This window comes from Carboxydocella thermautotrophica, from assembly GCA_003054495.1.
GTDB lineage: Bacteria > Bacillota.
Map to the genome: position 1 here is coordinate 136,576 of CP028514.1, position 15,759 is coordinate 152,334.

General features: G+C 51.7%; 12 protein-coding genes and 1 riboswitch. Of the genes, 11 read left to right on the forward strand and 1 reads right to left on the reverse strand.

All coding sequences use genetic code 11. The features are described 5' to 3' along the window. The first annotated feature begins 3 nt into the window (after nt 1-3). The 5 genes from hemH (at nt 4) to CTH_RS00720 (ending at nt 5,275) form a co-directional block, all read left to right on the forward strand. Nucleotides 4-924 carry a ferrochelatase gene (hemH, locus tag CTH_RS00700; RefSeq protein WP_107752713.1) on the forward strand — a complete coding sequence of 307 codons (921 nt, stop codon included), beginning with the start codon at nt 4-6 and terminating at the stop codon, nt 922-924. Further along, nucleotides 921-2,336, forward strand: coding sequence for a protoporphyrinogen oxidase (gene hemG / locus CTH_RS00705; RefSeq protein WP_078665646.1), 1,416 nt, complete (start codon nt 921-923; stop codon nt 2,334-2,336). Before hemH ends, hemG begins: the two co-directional genes overlap by 4 nt. A gap of 19 nt (nt 2,337-2,355) precedes the next feature. Further along, the gene (locus tag CTH_RS00710; RefSeq protein ID WP_159073785.1) at nt 2,356-3,036 is read left to right on the forward strand and encodes a flavodoxin family protein; all 681 of its coding nucleotides are present in this window, start codon (nt 2,356-2,358) and stop codon (nt 3,034-3,036) included. A 107-nt stretch (nt 3,037-3,143) separates the two neighbouring features. Further along, nucleotides 3,144-3,818: a response regulator transcription factor gene (locus CTH_RS00715; RefSeq protein ID WP_078665648.1), complete on the forward strand. Its 675-nt coding sequence runs from the start codon at nt 3,144-3,146 to the stop codon at nt 3,816-3,818. Beyond that, nucleotides 3,815-5,275: a sensor histidine kinase gene (locus tag CTH_RS00720; protein ID WP_107752717.1), complete on the forward strand. Its 1,461-nt coding sequence runs from the start codon at nt 3,815-3,817 to the stop codon at nt 5,273-5,275. The genes CTH_RS00715 and CTH_RS00720 overlap by 4 nt, the downstream gene beginning before the upstream one ends. 76 nt (nt 5,276-5,351) lie before the next feature. On the opposite strand, the gene CTH_RS00725 is transcribed toward CTH_RS00720, so the two are convergent. Next, on the reverse strand, nt 5,352-6,278 hold the full coding sequence (locus tag CTH_RS00725) for a LysR family transcriptional regulator (RefSeq protein WP_107752719.1): 927 nt from the start codon (nt 6,276-6,278) through the stop codon (nt 5,352-5,354). A 94-nt stretch (nt 6,279-6,372) separates the two neighbouring features. Between CTH_RS00725 and CTH_RS00730 the strand changes: the two genes are divergently transcribed. The 6 genes from CTH_RS00730 to purC all read left to right on the forward strand — a co-directional run bounded on the left by CTH_RS00730 (nt 6,373) and on the right by purC (nt 15,758). After that, nucleotides 6,373-7,104 carry a Fic family protein gene (locus CTH_RS00730; RefSeq protein WP_078665651.1) on the forward strand — a complete coding sequence of 244 codons (732 nt, stop codon included), beginning with the start codon at nt 6,373-6,375 and terminating at the stop codon, nt 7,102-7,104. A 396-nt stretch (nt 7,105-7,500) separates the two neighbouring features. Then, on the forward strand, nt 7,501-11,274 hold the full coding sequence (locus tag CTH_RS00735; protein WP_107752721.1) for a phosphoribosylformylglycinamidine synthase: 3,774 nt from the start codon (nt 7,501-7,503) through the stop codon (nt 11,272-11,274). Between the two features lie 82 nt (nt 11,275-11,356). Then, nucleotides 11,357-11,458: riboswitch (purine riboswitch) on the forward strand. Nucleotides 11,459-11,694: 236 nt separating this feature from the next. Then, the gene (locus CTH_RS00740; RefSeq protein WP_078665653.1) at nt 11,695-13,065 is read left to right on the forward strand and encodes an NCS2 family permease; all 1,371 of its coding nucleotides are present in this window, start codon (nt 11,695-11,697) and stop codon (nt 13,063-13,065) included. 26 nt (nt 13,066-13,091) lie between these two features. Next, a complete protein-coding gene (gene purE / locus CTH_RS00745; protein ID WP_078665654.1) occupies nt 13,092-13,616 on the forward strand; it encodes a 5-(carboxyamino)imidazole ribonucleotide mutase in 525 nt (174 codons plus the stop codon). 116 nt (nt 13,617-13,732) lie between these two features. Next, on the forward strand, nt 13,733-15,025 hold the full coding sequence (gene purB, locus CTH_RS00750) for an adenylosuccinate lyase (protein WP_078665655.1): 1,293 nt from the start codon (nt 13,733-13,735) through the stop codon (nt 15,023-15,025). A gap of 25 nt (nt 15,026-15,050) precedes the next feature. Beyond that, on the forward strand, nt 15,051-15,758 hold the full coding sequence (purC, locus tag CTH_RS00755) for a phosphoribosylaminoimidazolesuccinocarboxamide synthase (protein ID WP_078665656.1): 708 nt from the start codon (nt 15,051-15,053) through the stop codon (nt 15,756-15,758). Nucleotide 15,759 lies beyond the last annotated feature (1 nt).

A 15,759-nucleotide genomic window follows, 5' to 3' on the forward strand; every position in this document is an offset into this window, starting at 1 on the left:
TAAATGGGAGAGCGGCTCAACGGGGTGCTGTTGCTGGGTTTTGGCGGGCCAGAAGGGCCAGAAGGGGTCGAGGCTTTTATGACCCGGTTGATGAAAGGGCGAAAACCGCCGCCGCCGGTGATCACCAAAGTACAGGCCCGTTATCGGCAAATTGGAGGAAAGTCTCCCCTGCTGGAGATTACCAGGGCCCAGGCGGCCGCCCTGGAAGCCAGACTGAACCAGCTGGGAGGAAGCTGGAAGGTAGCGGTAGGAATGAGCAATTCGGCTCCATATATAGAAGAGGGCTTGAAGGAACTGATTGCAGCAGGGGCCGGGCAGGTTATCGCTCTCAGCATCTCGCCCCATTATTCGCGGATAACCACTGGAGCCTATCTGGCTGAAGTGGACAGGCTAAAGGAGCAGTTTTCCTGTCCGGTGATTCCGGCACCGGCCTGGTATGACCATCCCCTGTTTATCGCGGCTCTGGCTGCGAGGGGAAGGGAACAGCTACAGGACTTTGAGCGGCCGGAAGAGGTAGAATTGATTTTCAGTGCCCACAGCTTGCCTGTCTCCTATGTAAGCGGGTCGGAGGCTGACCCCTATCAGGAGCAGGTGGAAGTAACAGCCCGGGCTCTGGCTGCTCATTTTCCGGCCAATCCCTGGACCCTGGCTTACCAGAGCAAAGGGGGCGGGCAGGGGGAATGGCTGGGCCCGGAAGTGGAGGAAGTGCTGGAGCAGCTGGCGGCGAAGGGTAAAAAGGATGTCCTGCTGATTCCCATCGGTTTTGCGGCTGACCATATTGAGACACTGTATGACATAGATATCGAGCAGGCCAATCATGCCAGATCCCTGGGGCTGAATTTCCGGCGGGCCCGGGCAGTCAATGATTTGCCGTTATTTATTTCAGCCCTGGCGGAGGTTGTAACAGAGGTGATGAAAAGATGAAAAAAGTGGTCATTATCGGTGGCGGCATCACGGGTTTAGCGGCTGCCTACACTCTGGGGAAAAAGGGACAGGGCCAGGTGGACTATCTCCTGATCGAGCGGGAGCAGCGCCTGGGAGGCAAAATTGCCACAGATAAGGTTGATGGCTTTGTTATTGAAGGTGGGCCCGACTGTTTTCTTTCGGAAAAGCCTCAGGTGGCTCAGCTCAGTGCCGAACTGGGGATTGAGGAACAGCTCTTGCCCAGCCATGAGGCCAGCAAAGGGACTTATGTCTTTTCCGGAGGCAGACTGCACAAGCTGCCGGAAGGCTTGATGTTGATGGTGCCGACCAAAATCGTTCCTTTTGCGCTGAGCTCCCTCATTTCCTGGCCGGGAAAAATCCGCATGGGGATGGATCTGTTTATTCCACCGCGCCAGAGTGATGAAGATGAGAGTCTGGCCAGTTTTGTTACCCGCAGATTGGGGCGGGAAGCACTGGAGAAAATTGCTGAACCCCTCATTGGGGGCATTCATGCTGGGGATCCGGAGAAAATGAGCTTAAAGGCCAGTTTTCCCCGTTTCCTTGATATGGAAAAGAAATATGGTAGCCTGATTAAAGCCATGCTGGCAGCCCGAAGGCATAAAGCGCCGGTACAGTATCTGGCCAATGGTAAAATTGAAAAAACCTATTTCATGTCCTTCAAGGAGGGCATGGGACAACTGGTAGAGGCTGTTGCCAGCAAACTGGACCCGGCCAAAATCTGGCTGGGGCAGGAAGTAAAAGGGATAAAGCGTCAGGCTGACGGAAAGTATCTCGTGGAACTGGCAGGCAAAGAGCCGGTAATTGCCGATGCAATTATCCTGGCCACACCGGCCAATGCAGCGGCAGAATTGACCGCTGAACTGGATCGGGAAATCAGTCAGCTCTTGCAGGGCATTCCTTTTGTTTCCTCGGCTACTGTCTCTCTGGCTTACCGGAAAGGGGATGTAAAACAGGACCTGAACTCCTTTGGTTTTGTCATTCCCAGGGTGGAAGGGCGTAAAATCATGGCGGCTACGTATAGCTCTACCAAATGGTATGGGCATCGAACCCCGGGAGAGGAATATGTTCTCCTGCGGGCTTTTGTGGGCGGGCCAGCCAGTCAGGAGCTGGTCTTGCTGGATGACGAGCGCATGATCAGTATGGTTCGCGCCGAATTGCGGGAGATTATGGGCTTGACTGCAGATCCGTTGCTTACCCGGGTGTACCGCTGGGTTAAAGGCATGCCTCAGTATGTGCTGGGCCATCTGGAGCGGATTAAGGCCCTGGAGGAAAAAACGGCCCAGTATCCGGGGTTGCAGATCGTAGGCGGTTCTTATCGTGGAGTAGGTATTGGTAACTGTGTAGGCGAAGGCTGGAATGCCGCTGAAAACATCTTGAAGCAGCTGAGCTAAAAATATGGGAGGAGACCGCATGGAAGGGCAGAAACGGCAAGTGCTGGCACTGGTGGGCAGTTACCGCAAAGGGGGTAATACCGACTTGATCATTGAGCAGGCTCTGGCCGGGGCTAGAGACTGTGGAGCGGAAACGGAAAAATTTTTTGTGGATGATTTGCGGTTTACCTCCTGTCAGGGTTGCTATGAATGCCGGCCGGCAGGGGTATGCAAACTGGAGGATGATGTCCGCCTGATTCGGGATAAAATAGAGGCTGCTGATGGCATTATTATCGGTACTCCCATTTATGGAAATTACATGACCGGGCAACTAAAAATGTTGCTGGATCGTTTGATGGGGGTATTAACCCGACGGGTTTTTGATCCCCGGGAAAAGAAGTTCCAGACTTTTAGCCGCCTGGTGCCGAAACAGCGCAATGTATTGCTGGTATTCACAGCTGGCGCACCTCATCCTGAATGTGCTGAAGATGCTGAAAAACTGCTGCGGCGGATGATGGAAAAGCATGCCAATGGCGGGTTTGTAGAAGCCCTGGTGGCTACTTCGGTTACCAGCCAGGGGGCTATTGCCATGAGTGTAGCGGAACTGCTGGAATTAGCCAGGCGATCCGGGATACCAATTGGGGAGGAACAGGCCCGCCAGGCCTGGGAGCGCAACCAGAGGGTACTGGCTCGGGCTTTTGAGCTGGGAAGAAAGTTATAAGGAAAGGAAACAGGCTGTCTGCGAGAGGCGGACAGCTTTTTTGTTCACACAATCGCCATATTCTTTCGTTATACTGAAATTAGTATCCTGGGTCGGAGGGTGAGGCTATGGCGGAGAAAAAAATTCTCGTGGTCGATGATGAAATGAGAATGCGCAAACTGGTAGGAGATTTTCTGAAAAAAGAAGGCTATGCTGTGCGGGAAGCAGCAGATGGTCGCCAGGCACTGGAGATTTTTCAGCGGGAACATCCGGATTTAGTTATACTGGATGTAATGATGCCGGAATATGATGGCTGGGCTGTCTGCCGGGAGATCAGAAAGACTTCCCGGGTCCCGATTATCATGTTAACGGCGCGGGGAGAAGAGGAGGATGAGCTTTTTGGTTTTGATCTGGGAGCAGATGAATATATCGCCAAGCCTTTTAGCTTAAAGATACTGGCAGCAAGAATCCAGGCCCTGTTTCGCCGCCTGGAAAACCGGCAAGTGGCGATAAGAAATTATGACGGGCTGGAAATCGATGAACCGGGGCGTAATGTTTATGTGAACGGGGAACGGATTGAACTAACACCCAAGGAGTTTGATCTTTTGCTCTATCTGGCAGATAATGCCGGCCGGGCTTTGAACAGGGATCAGATTTTAAATGCGGTATGGAATTATGATTACTTTGGCGATACCCGTACAGTGGATACCCATATCAAGCGACTCAGACTGAAACTGGGGGAGAAAAGCGAATTGATTCAGACGGTACGGGGGGTTGGTTACAGATTTGAGGTGAAAAAATGAGATTATCTATACGCACAAAACTTTTTCTGGCAGGGAGTGGGCTGGTGGCCTTTTTTGTCGGGTTTTCTCTGCTGTTAAACAATCTTTATTTAAATGAGTATTATCTCTGGCAAAAGAAAAACATTCTGATCGAGAGTCTGGAGATGCTTAACGAGAACTACCAGGGGGATCTTGAAACTATTGGATTGCAACTGGAAAAACTGGAGAGAAATCAAGGACTAAATGTTTATATTATCGGCCCGGGGATGGAGTTAAAGTATAATCCTGCGATGCGTCTTTTTGGTATGGGTGGCCCCGGTCGAAAAGGCATGGAGATGACCCTCTGGATGCATGTTTTGCGGTCAGATCTGTGGCAACGTCCCCAGGGGGAGTATCGGCTGGAAGTGGTGGAGGACCCGCGGCTGAAGACCAATTTTCTCCTGCTGACAGGGCGGTTAAAAACAGGGGAGCTGCTGGTATTGAGCCTGCCTGTTGCGGCTATTGATGAAAGCACTGCGGTTGCCAATCGCTTTTTCCTGTTCACGGGTCTGATCACAATGGTTCTGGGGGGACTGGGAGCATATATCTTTGCCCGGCGGTTTACCAGGCCAATTCTGGAGCTGAATGAACTGGCCCAGCATATGGCCCGGCTGGATTTTAGCCAGAAATATCGCGGGCAGACTGATGATGAGATTGGGCAGCTGGGGGAGAGCATTAATTCGATGTCTGAACAACTGGATAGGGCTATCAACCAGCTGCGGGAGGACATTGAGCGGGAGCGCCGGATTGATCAAATGCGGAAGGAGTTTATCTCCAATGTTTCCCATGAATTAAAGACTCCTATTGCCTTGATTCAGGGTTACGCAGAAGGGTTGAAACTAAATGTCAATGAGGATGAGGAAAGCAGAAATTTCTACTGTGATGTGATTATAGATGAGGCCGGCAAAATGAACCGGCTGGTGAGGGACCTGCTGGATTTATCCCAGATCGAGTCAGGCTATTTGCAACTGGAGAAGACGGAATTTGACCTGGCGGAACTGTTAAGGCAGATTGTGGAAAAATTCCGGCCCCTATTGAATGAACAGGGCGTAGATATTGGGCTGGACATACCCGGAGCTTTGCCAGTACTGGGGGATGTTGGTCGGATTGAGCAGGTCGTGATTAACTATTTGAATAATGCGATAAACCATCTGGACCAGCGCAAGCAGCTTAGAATCAAGGCCAGGCGGCGGGGGGAAAAGGTTCGGGTCGAAGTGTTCAACAGCGGCCAGTCTATTCCGGCCGAGGCTCTGGAAAAAATCTGGACCAGTTTTTATAAAGTAGACAAAGCCCGTACCAGAGCCTATGGTGGTACCGGGCTGGGTCTGGCCGTAGTGAGGGCGATTATGGAATTGCACCAGAATGGGTACGGCGCCGAGAATTTGCCCGATGGGGTGAATTTCTGGTTTGAGCTGGATTTTCATCAATCTGCCACCTAGTTTTCACAGAACTGCCACAGAAACAGCATATAATCTGCTTTGTACAAAAACAAAGCAGGAGGGAAGGAGAATGAAATTAAGTCGGCAGTTGCTCTGCGGGCTCAGTATCGGCAGCAGCAAAAATCAGTAACTCCATGAATTTGCCAGCAGCCAGGGGTAAAGGAAAATCGGAACGGGTAACTACCCCCAGATGACGCCGGGGCAGTTCCAGTTCCAGCGGTAGGAGAAAGACCTGACTGCTGGCCAGTTCTGCCTGCACATAGGCTAAAGGCAGGAAGGTGAGGCCCAGCCCGATTTTGGTCAATTCAACCAGCAAGTCAATGCTGCCGGATTCGATTTCGGGTTGAACGCTGAGATTGTGAGGAGCCAGAAGCTGATCCAGCAAGTTTCTGGTGGTAGTGGCTTTCTCCAGTAACAGCAATGGATAAGTTACGATTTCTTCAAGGGTCAGGGTTTGGCCCTGCAGTTGCCGGTACTGGGGGCCGGCGATAAAGCCATAATTCAATTCTTGCAAAGGGACTGCCTGCAGGTTTGCAGGCAGTTCTTTTGCCGGGAGGTGGATGACCGCCAGATCCACCAGTCCCCGGCTTAATAAATCCAGACAGCCCGGGGAAGTGGTGTTGGTGACCCGGAGTTTGAGCTGGGGATAGAGCTGGCTAAAGTGTTGAAAGGGATGAAGCAAGAAATGCTTACAAATAGTGTCGGTAGCTCCCAGTCGCACTTCGCCCCGAGCCAGGGTGCGCATTTCATCCAGGGTGCGCTCAGCGGTTTTGATGGCCAGGTATGCCTGCTCGATATGCTGGAAAAGGACTTCGCCCTCTCTGGTTAAGCGGACTTGCTTGGTATGGCGGGAGAAGAGAGAGCAACCCAGCTGCTCTTCCAGAGCCTTGATATTCTGACTGACGGCTGACTGGGAAATGAACAGTTCCCGGGCTGCGGCAGAGAAGCTCAGGCTTTTGGCTACATGGTAGAAAACTTTATAGAGTTCAAAGCTGATGTTCATCTTACCGCTCCTGTGATAGTTTTTGCTTTATTGTATCATTAGATAATTTTTCTTAGCAACTATTTGGCGATATAATAAAGATGGGGTGGTAAAGATGAACTTTGCGCTGATTGAGCAAAAAAAGAGAATGCTTGACGCTAAACGGCCGTTGCCAGCCAGTACTGTAAAATCTTTACGGGAGCATATTCTGGTAGAATGGACCTATAATTCTAATGCCATCGAAGGAAATACCCTGACTATTTATGAAACTAAGGTGGTCCTGGAAGGGATAACTATTGGGGGCAAGTCCTTGAAAGAACATTTGGAGGTTATCAACCATAAAGATGCTATTTTATATCTGGAGGAGTTAGTAGATAAGGATGCTCCCCTGACTGAGTGGGAGATTAAGAATATTCACCGGCTTGTATTAAAGAATATTGATGATGCTAATGCCGGGGTGTATAGGAAAGAAAATGTGATAATCAGTGGGGCTAAACATCGACCGCCTCAGCATTTTCTTGTAAAAGAGCAGATGGAAAACCTGATAAAACAGTATCAGGGGGAGTGGCGTAACCTCCATCCAATTGAAAGGGCGGCTCTATTACATGGCGAGTTTGTTAAAATCCATCCCTTTGTGGATGGAAATGGCAGAACAGCAAGGCTTTTGTTAAATTTTGAGTTGATGAAAGCGAGTTATCCGCCAGTAATTATTAAGAAAGAACGGCGGGCAGAATACTATGATTCCCTTGATAATGCTCATATTTCCGGGGATTACAGGGATTTTATTAGCCTTGTGGCTAGTTGTGTTGAAGAGAGTTTGGATTTGTGGTTAAGTGTAGTTTTATAAGCAGGAAAACACAACATGGGTTGTAGGCCGGGGCGGCTGCAGCTAAATTGGGTTTAGACAGTTATTAAGCCTAGAAAAACCCTATTTGCAGATGCCAGCTATACCCGGTATGGGGGGATTAAGGGTATCTGAAGCCAATAAGTCAGGCGACACCCATCAGGGGATGAGACAATTTGCTCCTGAAAAGGCTCTGAGCCCAGTACTATTTTATTTTAAAATTAACCTCAAGAGAGTGATTTTTGCTTTCTTGAGGTTCTTTTATGTACAAAAAATGATATAAGTTGCGCACACATATAATTCAGTCATGCTTATAAATAACATTAGATATATTAACTACTATTATGAATGCGGCTATGATATAATAAAAGCAAAGAAAAGCCGAGGGGGAAGGTATTAATGGTGCCAGTGCGCAGGATTTATGTAGAAAAAAAGCCGGAGTTTGCCGTGGAGGCCCGGCATCTATATGAAGACTTAAAGGAAAATCTGGGCATCAAGGGTTTAACCGGACTGCGTATTATCAACCGCTATGATGTGGCTGGTATCAGTGAGGAAGAATACAGGCTGGCCCGGGACACCATATTCTCCGAACCCCCTGTGGATGTGGCATATGATGAGGTATTACCCCTGGACCCCCGGGAGCGGGTGTTTGCCATCGAATATTTGCCCGGGCAATATGACCAGCGGGCTGATTCCGCCGGACAATGCCTGCAAATTCTTACCCAGAAAGAACGGCCCCTGGTACGCTCCGCCAAGCTGATTGTTTTACAGGGAGATATCACCGAGGAAGAACTGGCCAAAATCAAGGACTATTGCATTAACCCGGTGGAAGCCCGGGAGGCGGCACTGGACAAGCCTGCCAGTCTGGAGCTGGAAATGGCGGAACCGCCGGAGGTGGCGGTTATTCAGGGCTTTATCGACATGAAGGAGCCAGAACTGGCTGAACTCCATGCCCGGCTGGGCCTGGCTATGGGGCTGGAGGATCTGGCCTTTTGCCAAACATATTTCCGGGATACAGAAGGGCGCAATCCCACCATTACCGAACTGCGGGTGCTGGATACCTACTGGTCTGATCATTGCCGGCATACTACCTTCCTGACCCGGATTAATGAGGTGGAGATTGAGGCGGCACCCTTGACTGAGCCGGTAAAGGAGGCCTATCAGGAATATCTGCGGGCCCGCACCCTGGTTTATGGTGAGGAAGAACGGGATATCTGTCTGATGGATATCGCCGTCATGGGCATGAAGGAACTGCGTCAGCTGGGGAAACTGCCGGACCTGGATGAGTCGGAGGAAATCAATGCTTGCAGTATAATTGTGCCGGTGGAGATCGATGGTCGAACGGAAGAATGGCTGGTGATGTTCAAAAACGAAACCCATAACCATCCCACTGAAATCGAGCCCTTCGGGGGGGCGGCTACCTGTCTGGGCGGGGCGATTCGGGACCCTCTCTCCGGCCGTTCCTATGTCTACCAGGCGATGCGAGTAACGGGCAGTGGTGACCCGCGGGCCCGGGTGGAGGATACTTTGCCCGGCAAGTTGCCGCAGAGGAAAATTACTACCGGGGCGGCAGCCGGTTACAGCTCTTATGGTAACCAGATCGGCCTGGCTACCGGCCAGGTAGCGGAAATCTATGACCAGGGCTATATCGCCAAGCGTATGGAAATCGGGGCAGTGATCGGGGCGGCACCGCGAACCAATGTGGTGCGGCAGCGGCCCCAGCCCGGAGATGTCATAATTTTGCTGGGAGGCCGCACTGGGCGGGATGGCTGTGGCGGTGCGACCGGTTCCTCCAAGGAACATACCGAAGAATCCCTCTTTAGCTGTGGGGCGGAAGTACAAAAGGGCAACCCGCCGGAGGAGCGCAAAATCCAGCGGCTCTTCCGCAAGCCGGAAGTAAGCTGCCTGATCAAGAAATGCAATGACTTTGGCGCCGGTGGGGTGTCGGTAGCTATCGGGGAACTGGCCGATGGGCTGGATATTAATCTGGATGCCATCCCGAAAAAATATGAGGGATTGGATGGGACAGAACTGGCTATTTCTGAATCCCAGGAGCGGATGGCAGTAGTGGTAGCCGCTGCTGATGTAGAGCAGTTTATTCAGCTGGCAGCAGAGGAAAACCTGGAAGCTACACCGGTGGCCCGGGTTACCGCTGAACGGCGTTTGCGCATGCACTGGCGGGGCCAGACCATCGTCGATATCAGCCGGGATTTTCTCAACACCAATGGGGTGAAACAGACCACTCAGGTGACGGTAATCGCACCGAAAGCAGAGGAAAACTACTTTGCTGCTGTACCGGCAGCGGTGGCGAAAGCCGGGGATTTACAGCAGGCCTGGCTGGCCAATTTACAGGACCTCAATGTCTGCAGCCAGAAGGGATTGGTCGAACGATTTGACAGCACTATTGGTGCCGGAACCGTGCTGATGCCGCTAGGAGGGATTTATCAGGATACCCCGGCCGAGGGTATGGCGGCTAAGATTCCTGTACTGGAAGGGGAAACGGTCACCGGGACCCTGATGACCTTTGGTTATAATCCTCAACTGGCCAAATGGAGCCCATTCCATGGTGCCCTCTATGCTGTGGTGGAGGCAGTGACCAAAATAGTGGCTATGGGTGGGGATTATCGCCGGGTGCGCCTCACCCTGCAGGAGTATTTTGAGAAGCTGGGCAAGGACCGGCAAAAGTGGGGCAAGCCTTTTAGTGCCTTGCTAGGGGCCTATCTGGCCCAAAAACGGCTGGGGATTGCTGCCATTGGCGGTAAGGATAGCATGTCCGGCACTTTCAAGGATCTGAATGTGCCACCGACCCTGGTAGCTTTTGCCGTGGCACCGGTGGATGTACGCCAGGTTATATCGCCAGAGTTCAAGCAGGCAGGAAGTCGGGTGGTGCTGGTTCGGGCCCGGCGGGATGAACGGGAAATCCCCGATTTTCAGCAATTACAGCAAAACTTCAGCCGTATACACGAATTAATCAGCCAGGGCCGGGTGCTGGCTGCCCATTCGGTACGCCTGGGCGGGCTGGCGGCAGTGATTAGTAAAATGGCGTTCGGCAATCGGATAGGTTTTGCCTTTGCAAATATATTTGATGGGAAGGAACTTTTCGCCCCTCTTTATGGTTCCCTGGTCCTGGAAGTGGAGGCAGGGCTGGATTTGGAACGGGTTCTGGCAGGACTGGACTGGCAGCTCCTGGGCCAGACCCTGGCGGAAAAAGTAATCAGGGTTAATGGTATAGAGATAGACATGGAAGAGGCATACCGGGCCTGGACAGAACCCCTGGAAGGGGTATTTCCCACCCGGGTTAAGACGCAGGAAGAGCCGCCGAAAATTTTTAGCTACTGGCAGGAACAGCGGCGACAGAGTACGGTTAAAATCGCCCGTCCCCGCATTCTGATGCCGGTTTTCCCCGGCACCAACTGCGAATATGACACAGCCCGGGCCTTTACTGCTGCGGGTGGAATTGTGGAAACTCTGGTTATCCGCAACCTGACCCCGGCGGCTATCGAGGAATCCCTGGCGGCCCTGGTGGCAGGGATTAAGCGGGCCCAGATTATCATGTTGCCAGGAGGCTTTAGCGGCGGGGATGAACCCGATGGCTCCGGCAAATTCATCGCCACCGCCTTCCGTAACCCCCGGGTCAGGGATGCGGTAATGGAGCTTTTATATCAGCGGGATGGCTTGATGCTGGGAATCTGTAATGGTTTTCAGGCCCTGATCAAACTGGGACTGGTGCCCTTTGGTGAAATCCGGGATTTGAGCGATGATTCTCCGACCCTAACCTTCAATACCCTGGGGCGCCATGTCTCCAAACTGGTGCGTACCCGGGTGGCTTCTAACCTGTCCCCCTGGTTGAGTCTGGTAGAGGTAGGGGATATTCATACCGTAGCAGTCTCCCATGGGGAAGGGCGGTTTGTAGCCGCACCGGAACTGGTGGCTGAACTGGCCCGACGGGGGCAGATTGCCACTCAGTATGTGGACCTGGAGGGTAAGCCCACCTATGACCTGCAGTTCAACCCCAATGGCTCCATCGAGACCATTGAAGGTATTACCAGCCCTGATGGCAGGGTACTGGGCAAAATGGGGCATTCGGAGCGGATTGGCCCCCATCTCTACCGGAATGTGCCCGGGGAATTTGACCAGAAAATCTTTGCCGCTGGGGTAGCTTATTTCCGGTAATATCCGAACGTCATTGTTAAGATAATGTTAAACGTTCGGTTTTGCTCCTTGACAGCAGTGGCCAGACCTGGTAACATAGGTAGTGGACAGCCAAATAGCATCTCGTATAAGCCGAAGAATATGGCTTCGGCGTCTCTACCAGATGACCGTAAATCATCTGACTACGAGAGAAAGTGTGCCTAGGGTTCCGCCGGTTTTATGGCCGGGTCTGTGACCGAGTGGCACAGGTGGGTATTTTTTACCCGCTACACCGATGGGACAAAAGCCCGGACGGGTAGGTTTCTTCTCGTATTTTTTCGCGGAAGAAGTCTGCCTGTCCGGGCCAATTTTCTTTTGGAGGTGAAAAGTAGTAGAGATTTTACGGTTAGGAGAAACTATGGCTGATTAAACTCACTACCATGGATGCTAGGAGGCGTAGAGATGCTAGAGAAACTGTTCAAATTGCGGGAACGCAACACCACTGTTGGTACGGAAATCATTGCCGGTTTGACTACTTTTATGACCATGGCCTACATACTGGCGGTTAACCCCGGTATCCTTTCTACCACCGGGATGGACTATGATGCGGTTTTCTTCGCTACCTGTGTGGCAGCAGGGATTGTAACTATCGCTATGGGTCTGTTTGTCAACTTCCCCATCGCTCTGGCTCCGGGCATGGGCCTGAATGCCTACTTTGCCGTAGTGGCGGCTAAAGGCGGAGAATTTACCTGGCAGGCAGCTCTGGGGGCAGTTTTCATTTCCGGTATTATCTTTCTAATCCTGACCGTCACCAATATCCGGCAGTTGCTGGTGGTTGCCGTACCCAATTCCCTGAAAAAAGCCATTACTGTCGGGATCGGTCTCTTTATTACTATTATCGGTTTTAAGACTTCGCATTTGCTGGTCGCAGGTTTGCATGTTATTCCTCCTACCCTGGAGACTTTGAATAAAACTAATGGTATTGCCGGTTCCCTGCTCTTCTTTGAATGGGATCTAAAGCTGGGCAACCTGACCCATGCCGAACCCTTGCTGGCCCTGATTGGCCTGGCCATTACCGGGATTCTCATGGCCCGGCGAGTAAAAGGCTCCCTGCTCTGGGGGATTATCTTAACCACTTTAATTGGGATTCCGATGGGTGTTACTCCGATTGACAAATTCCAGTATGCCCTGCCCAAGTTGAGTAACCTGGCGGTAGGTAAACTGGATATCATGGGAGCCCTGGAACATGGTCTGATTGCTGTAGTGCTGACCTTTACCTTCGTGGAATTGTTTGATACCTTTGGTACCCTGGTGGGTACTGCTGGCCGGGCTGGCTTGCTGGATGAGACCGGCAACAATCCTTATATCGGCCGGGCCATGCTGGTGGATGCCCTGGGGGTCAGTTTCGGTGCTCTGATGGGTACCAGTACTGTTACTGCTTATATTGAAAGCGCAGCCGGGATTGGGGAAGGTGGACGCACCGGCTTGACTGCTGTTACCACCGGGGTACTGTTTCTGGCTGCCCTCTTCCTGGCTCCTTTCTTTAAGCTGATTCCCGATGCTGCTACAGCTCCGGCCCTGATTATTGTAGGCTTGCTAATGGCTTCTGCCATTAAAGAAATCGATTTTGATGATTTCACTGAAAGCATGCCTGCTTTCTTAACTATGACGGTAATGCCCTTTACCTATAATATCGCCAATGGGATTTCGGCTGGTATCGTTTTCTACACTGTGCTGAAGGTGGTTACCGGCCGGACTAAGGAAGTGCACTGGCTAATGTGGATTCTCACCGCTCTGGTGTTAAGCCGTTACGTTTTCATCGGAGCGGAATAAGGAAAAAATTCAGGAGGGATGAGTTGATGGCAAAACTGGTTGGAATCATCATGGGCAGTGACTCTGACTTGCCGATCATGGCTGAAGCGGCCAAAGTGCTGGATCAATTTGGAGTAGAGTATGAAGTCAAGATCTCTTCCGCCCATCGGGCCCCGGAGGTGACCATTGAGTGGGCTAAAGGGGCAGTGGAACGGGGCCTGGAGGTGATTATTGCCGGTGCCGGAGTAGCTGCCCATCTGCCCGGAGTGGTGGCTGCAGTGACACCATTGCCGGTAATTGGTGTACCAATAAAAGCTGGGGCCCTCAATGGTATTGACGCGCTGTACGCTATAGTGCAGATGCCCAGTGGCATTCCGGTCGCTACTGTAGCTATCAATGGAGCAAAGAATGCAGGATTGCTGGCTGTCCAAATCCTGGCATCAACCAGACCGGAATTGCAGGCCAAACTGGTGGAGTACCGCCGGAAGCTGGCTGAGGAAGTACAGGCAAAGGCGGACAAACTGCAGCAATTGGGCATTGACGGTTATCTGGCCCAAAAACAGCAGGGCTAAAGAGGACCGCCCCGGAATTTTCAACTCGTCCCTGACCCAGGCAGCCAGGTCCTCGCCATAAAACGAGGGTTTGGTCTGCCTGGGATTATTTTTAGCAAAGGAGTGCTGAGAAGAGGATGATTGAGCGTTACACCTTGCCGGAAATGGGGAGAATCTGGTCAGAAGAAAACAAGTATCGCAAATGGTTACAGGTGGAAATAGCTGCCTGTGAAGCTATGGCAGAGCTGGGCATGATTCCGGCTGACGCAGTAGCGGAAATCAAGGCCAAAGCTGATTTCAGTGTAGAACGCATCCTTGAGATTGAACAGGTAACCAATCATGACGTAATCGCTTTTTTGACCTGTGTGGCTGAGCGGGTGGGTGAAGCCAGCCGTTTTATCCACCTGGGTATGACTTCTTCCGATGTGCTGGATACGGCCTTGGCCCTGCAGATGAAAGAAGCCGGGGAAATCCTCCTGGGCCAGCTGCGGGAACTTTACCAGATATTGCTGGAAAAGGCGCAGGAGTATCGCTATACCCCCATGATTGGGCGCACTCATGGCATTCATGCTGAACCCATTACCTTTGGCCTGAAAATGCTGTTGTGGGCGGCGGAAACAGAGCGCAATCTGACCAGGCTCCAGGCAGCATTAGAGGATATCTCTACTGGCATGATTTCAGGGGCAGTAGGCACCTATGCCAATATCGATCCACGGGTGGAGGAAATCGCCTGCCGTAAATTGGGCTTAAGACCGGCGAAAGTTTCTACCCAGATTATCCAGCGGGACCGCCATGCAGCCTTCATGACCACCCTGGCTGTGATTGCGGGCAGCCTGGATAAATTCGCCACTGAAATCAGGAACCTGCAACGGACTGATATTCTGGAAGTGGAAGAATTCTTCCAGAAAGGCCAGAAGGGCTCTTCGGCCATGCCTCATAAGCGCAATCCCATTACCTGTGAGCGTATTGCCGGCCTGGCCCGGGTGGTGCGGGCCAATGCTCTGGCGGCCCTGGAAAACCAGGCGCTCTGGCATGAACGGGACATTACCCATTCCTCGGTGGAACGGGTGATTATTCCTGACAGCACCATTGCTCTCAATTATATGTTGCACAAATTCATCGGAGTGATGAAAAACTTGCTGGTCTACCCGGAAAACATGCTGGCTAATATCAATAAGACCCATGGCCTGGTCTTTTCCCAGCGGGTGCTGCTGGCCCTGGTGGATAAGGGCTTGACCCGGGAAGCGGCCTATGCTCTGGTGCAGCGTAATGCCCTTCAAGCCTGGGAGACCAAACAGCCTTTCCTGGACCTGGTCCTGGCTGACCGGGAAATTACCGCTCATTTGAATGAGGAGGAAATCCGGGGGCTGTTCAACTTCAATTACCACCTGGCCCAGGTGGATACCATCTTTGCTCGTTTCGGCTTATAAAATTAACAAGTTAGGAGGAAGGCAGATGCAAAAAGGCGAATTCTTATACGAGGGCAAGGCCAAAAAAATCTATGCTACTGATCAGCCCGGTCTGGTCTGGATTGAGTACAAGGATGATGCTACTGCTTTCAATGGCTTAAAGAAGGGGACCATTAGTGGTAAAGGGGAGCTGAATAACAAGATTTCTGCTTACTTTTTCCAGCTGCTGGCCCAGAAGGGGATTGAAAGTCACTTTGTCCAGCTGGTCAGTGATAATGAGCAGATCGTTAAAAAAGTTGAAATCGTACCTCTGGAAGTAGTAGTGCGCAATATCGCTGCCGGCTCCCTGGCCAAGCGGCTGGGCCTGGAGGAAGGAACTGCCATGCAGCAACCCGTTGTAGAGCTATATTACAAAAATGATGAGCTGGGAGATCCCCTGATTAACTACTATCATGCTCTGGCTCTGGGGCTGGCAACCCGGGAAGAAATGCTCTACATGGAAGAAATGGGCCTGAAAATCAACGCTATTTTACAGGAATATCTCCGCGACAAAGAAATCATCCTGGTGGACTTCAAACTGGAATTTGGCCGGGTAGATGGTAAAATCATTCTGGCTGATGAAATTTCCCCTGATACCTGCCGTTTCTGGGATGCAGAGACCAGGGAAAAACTGGACAAAGACCGCTTCCGTCGTGATCTGGGCGGAGTGGAGGAAGCCTATCAGGAAGTGTATCGCCGGTTGACCGGCAACTAAT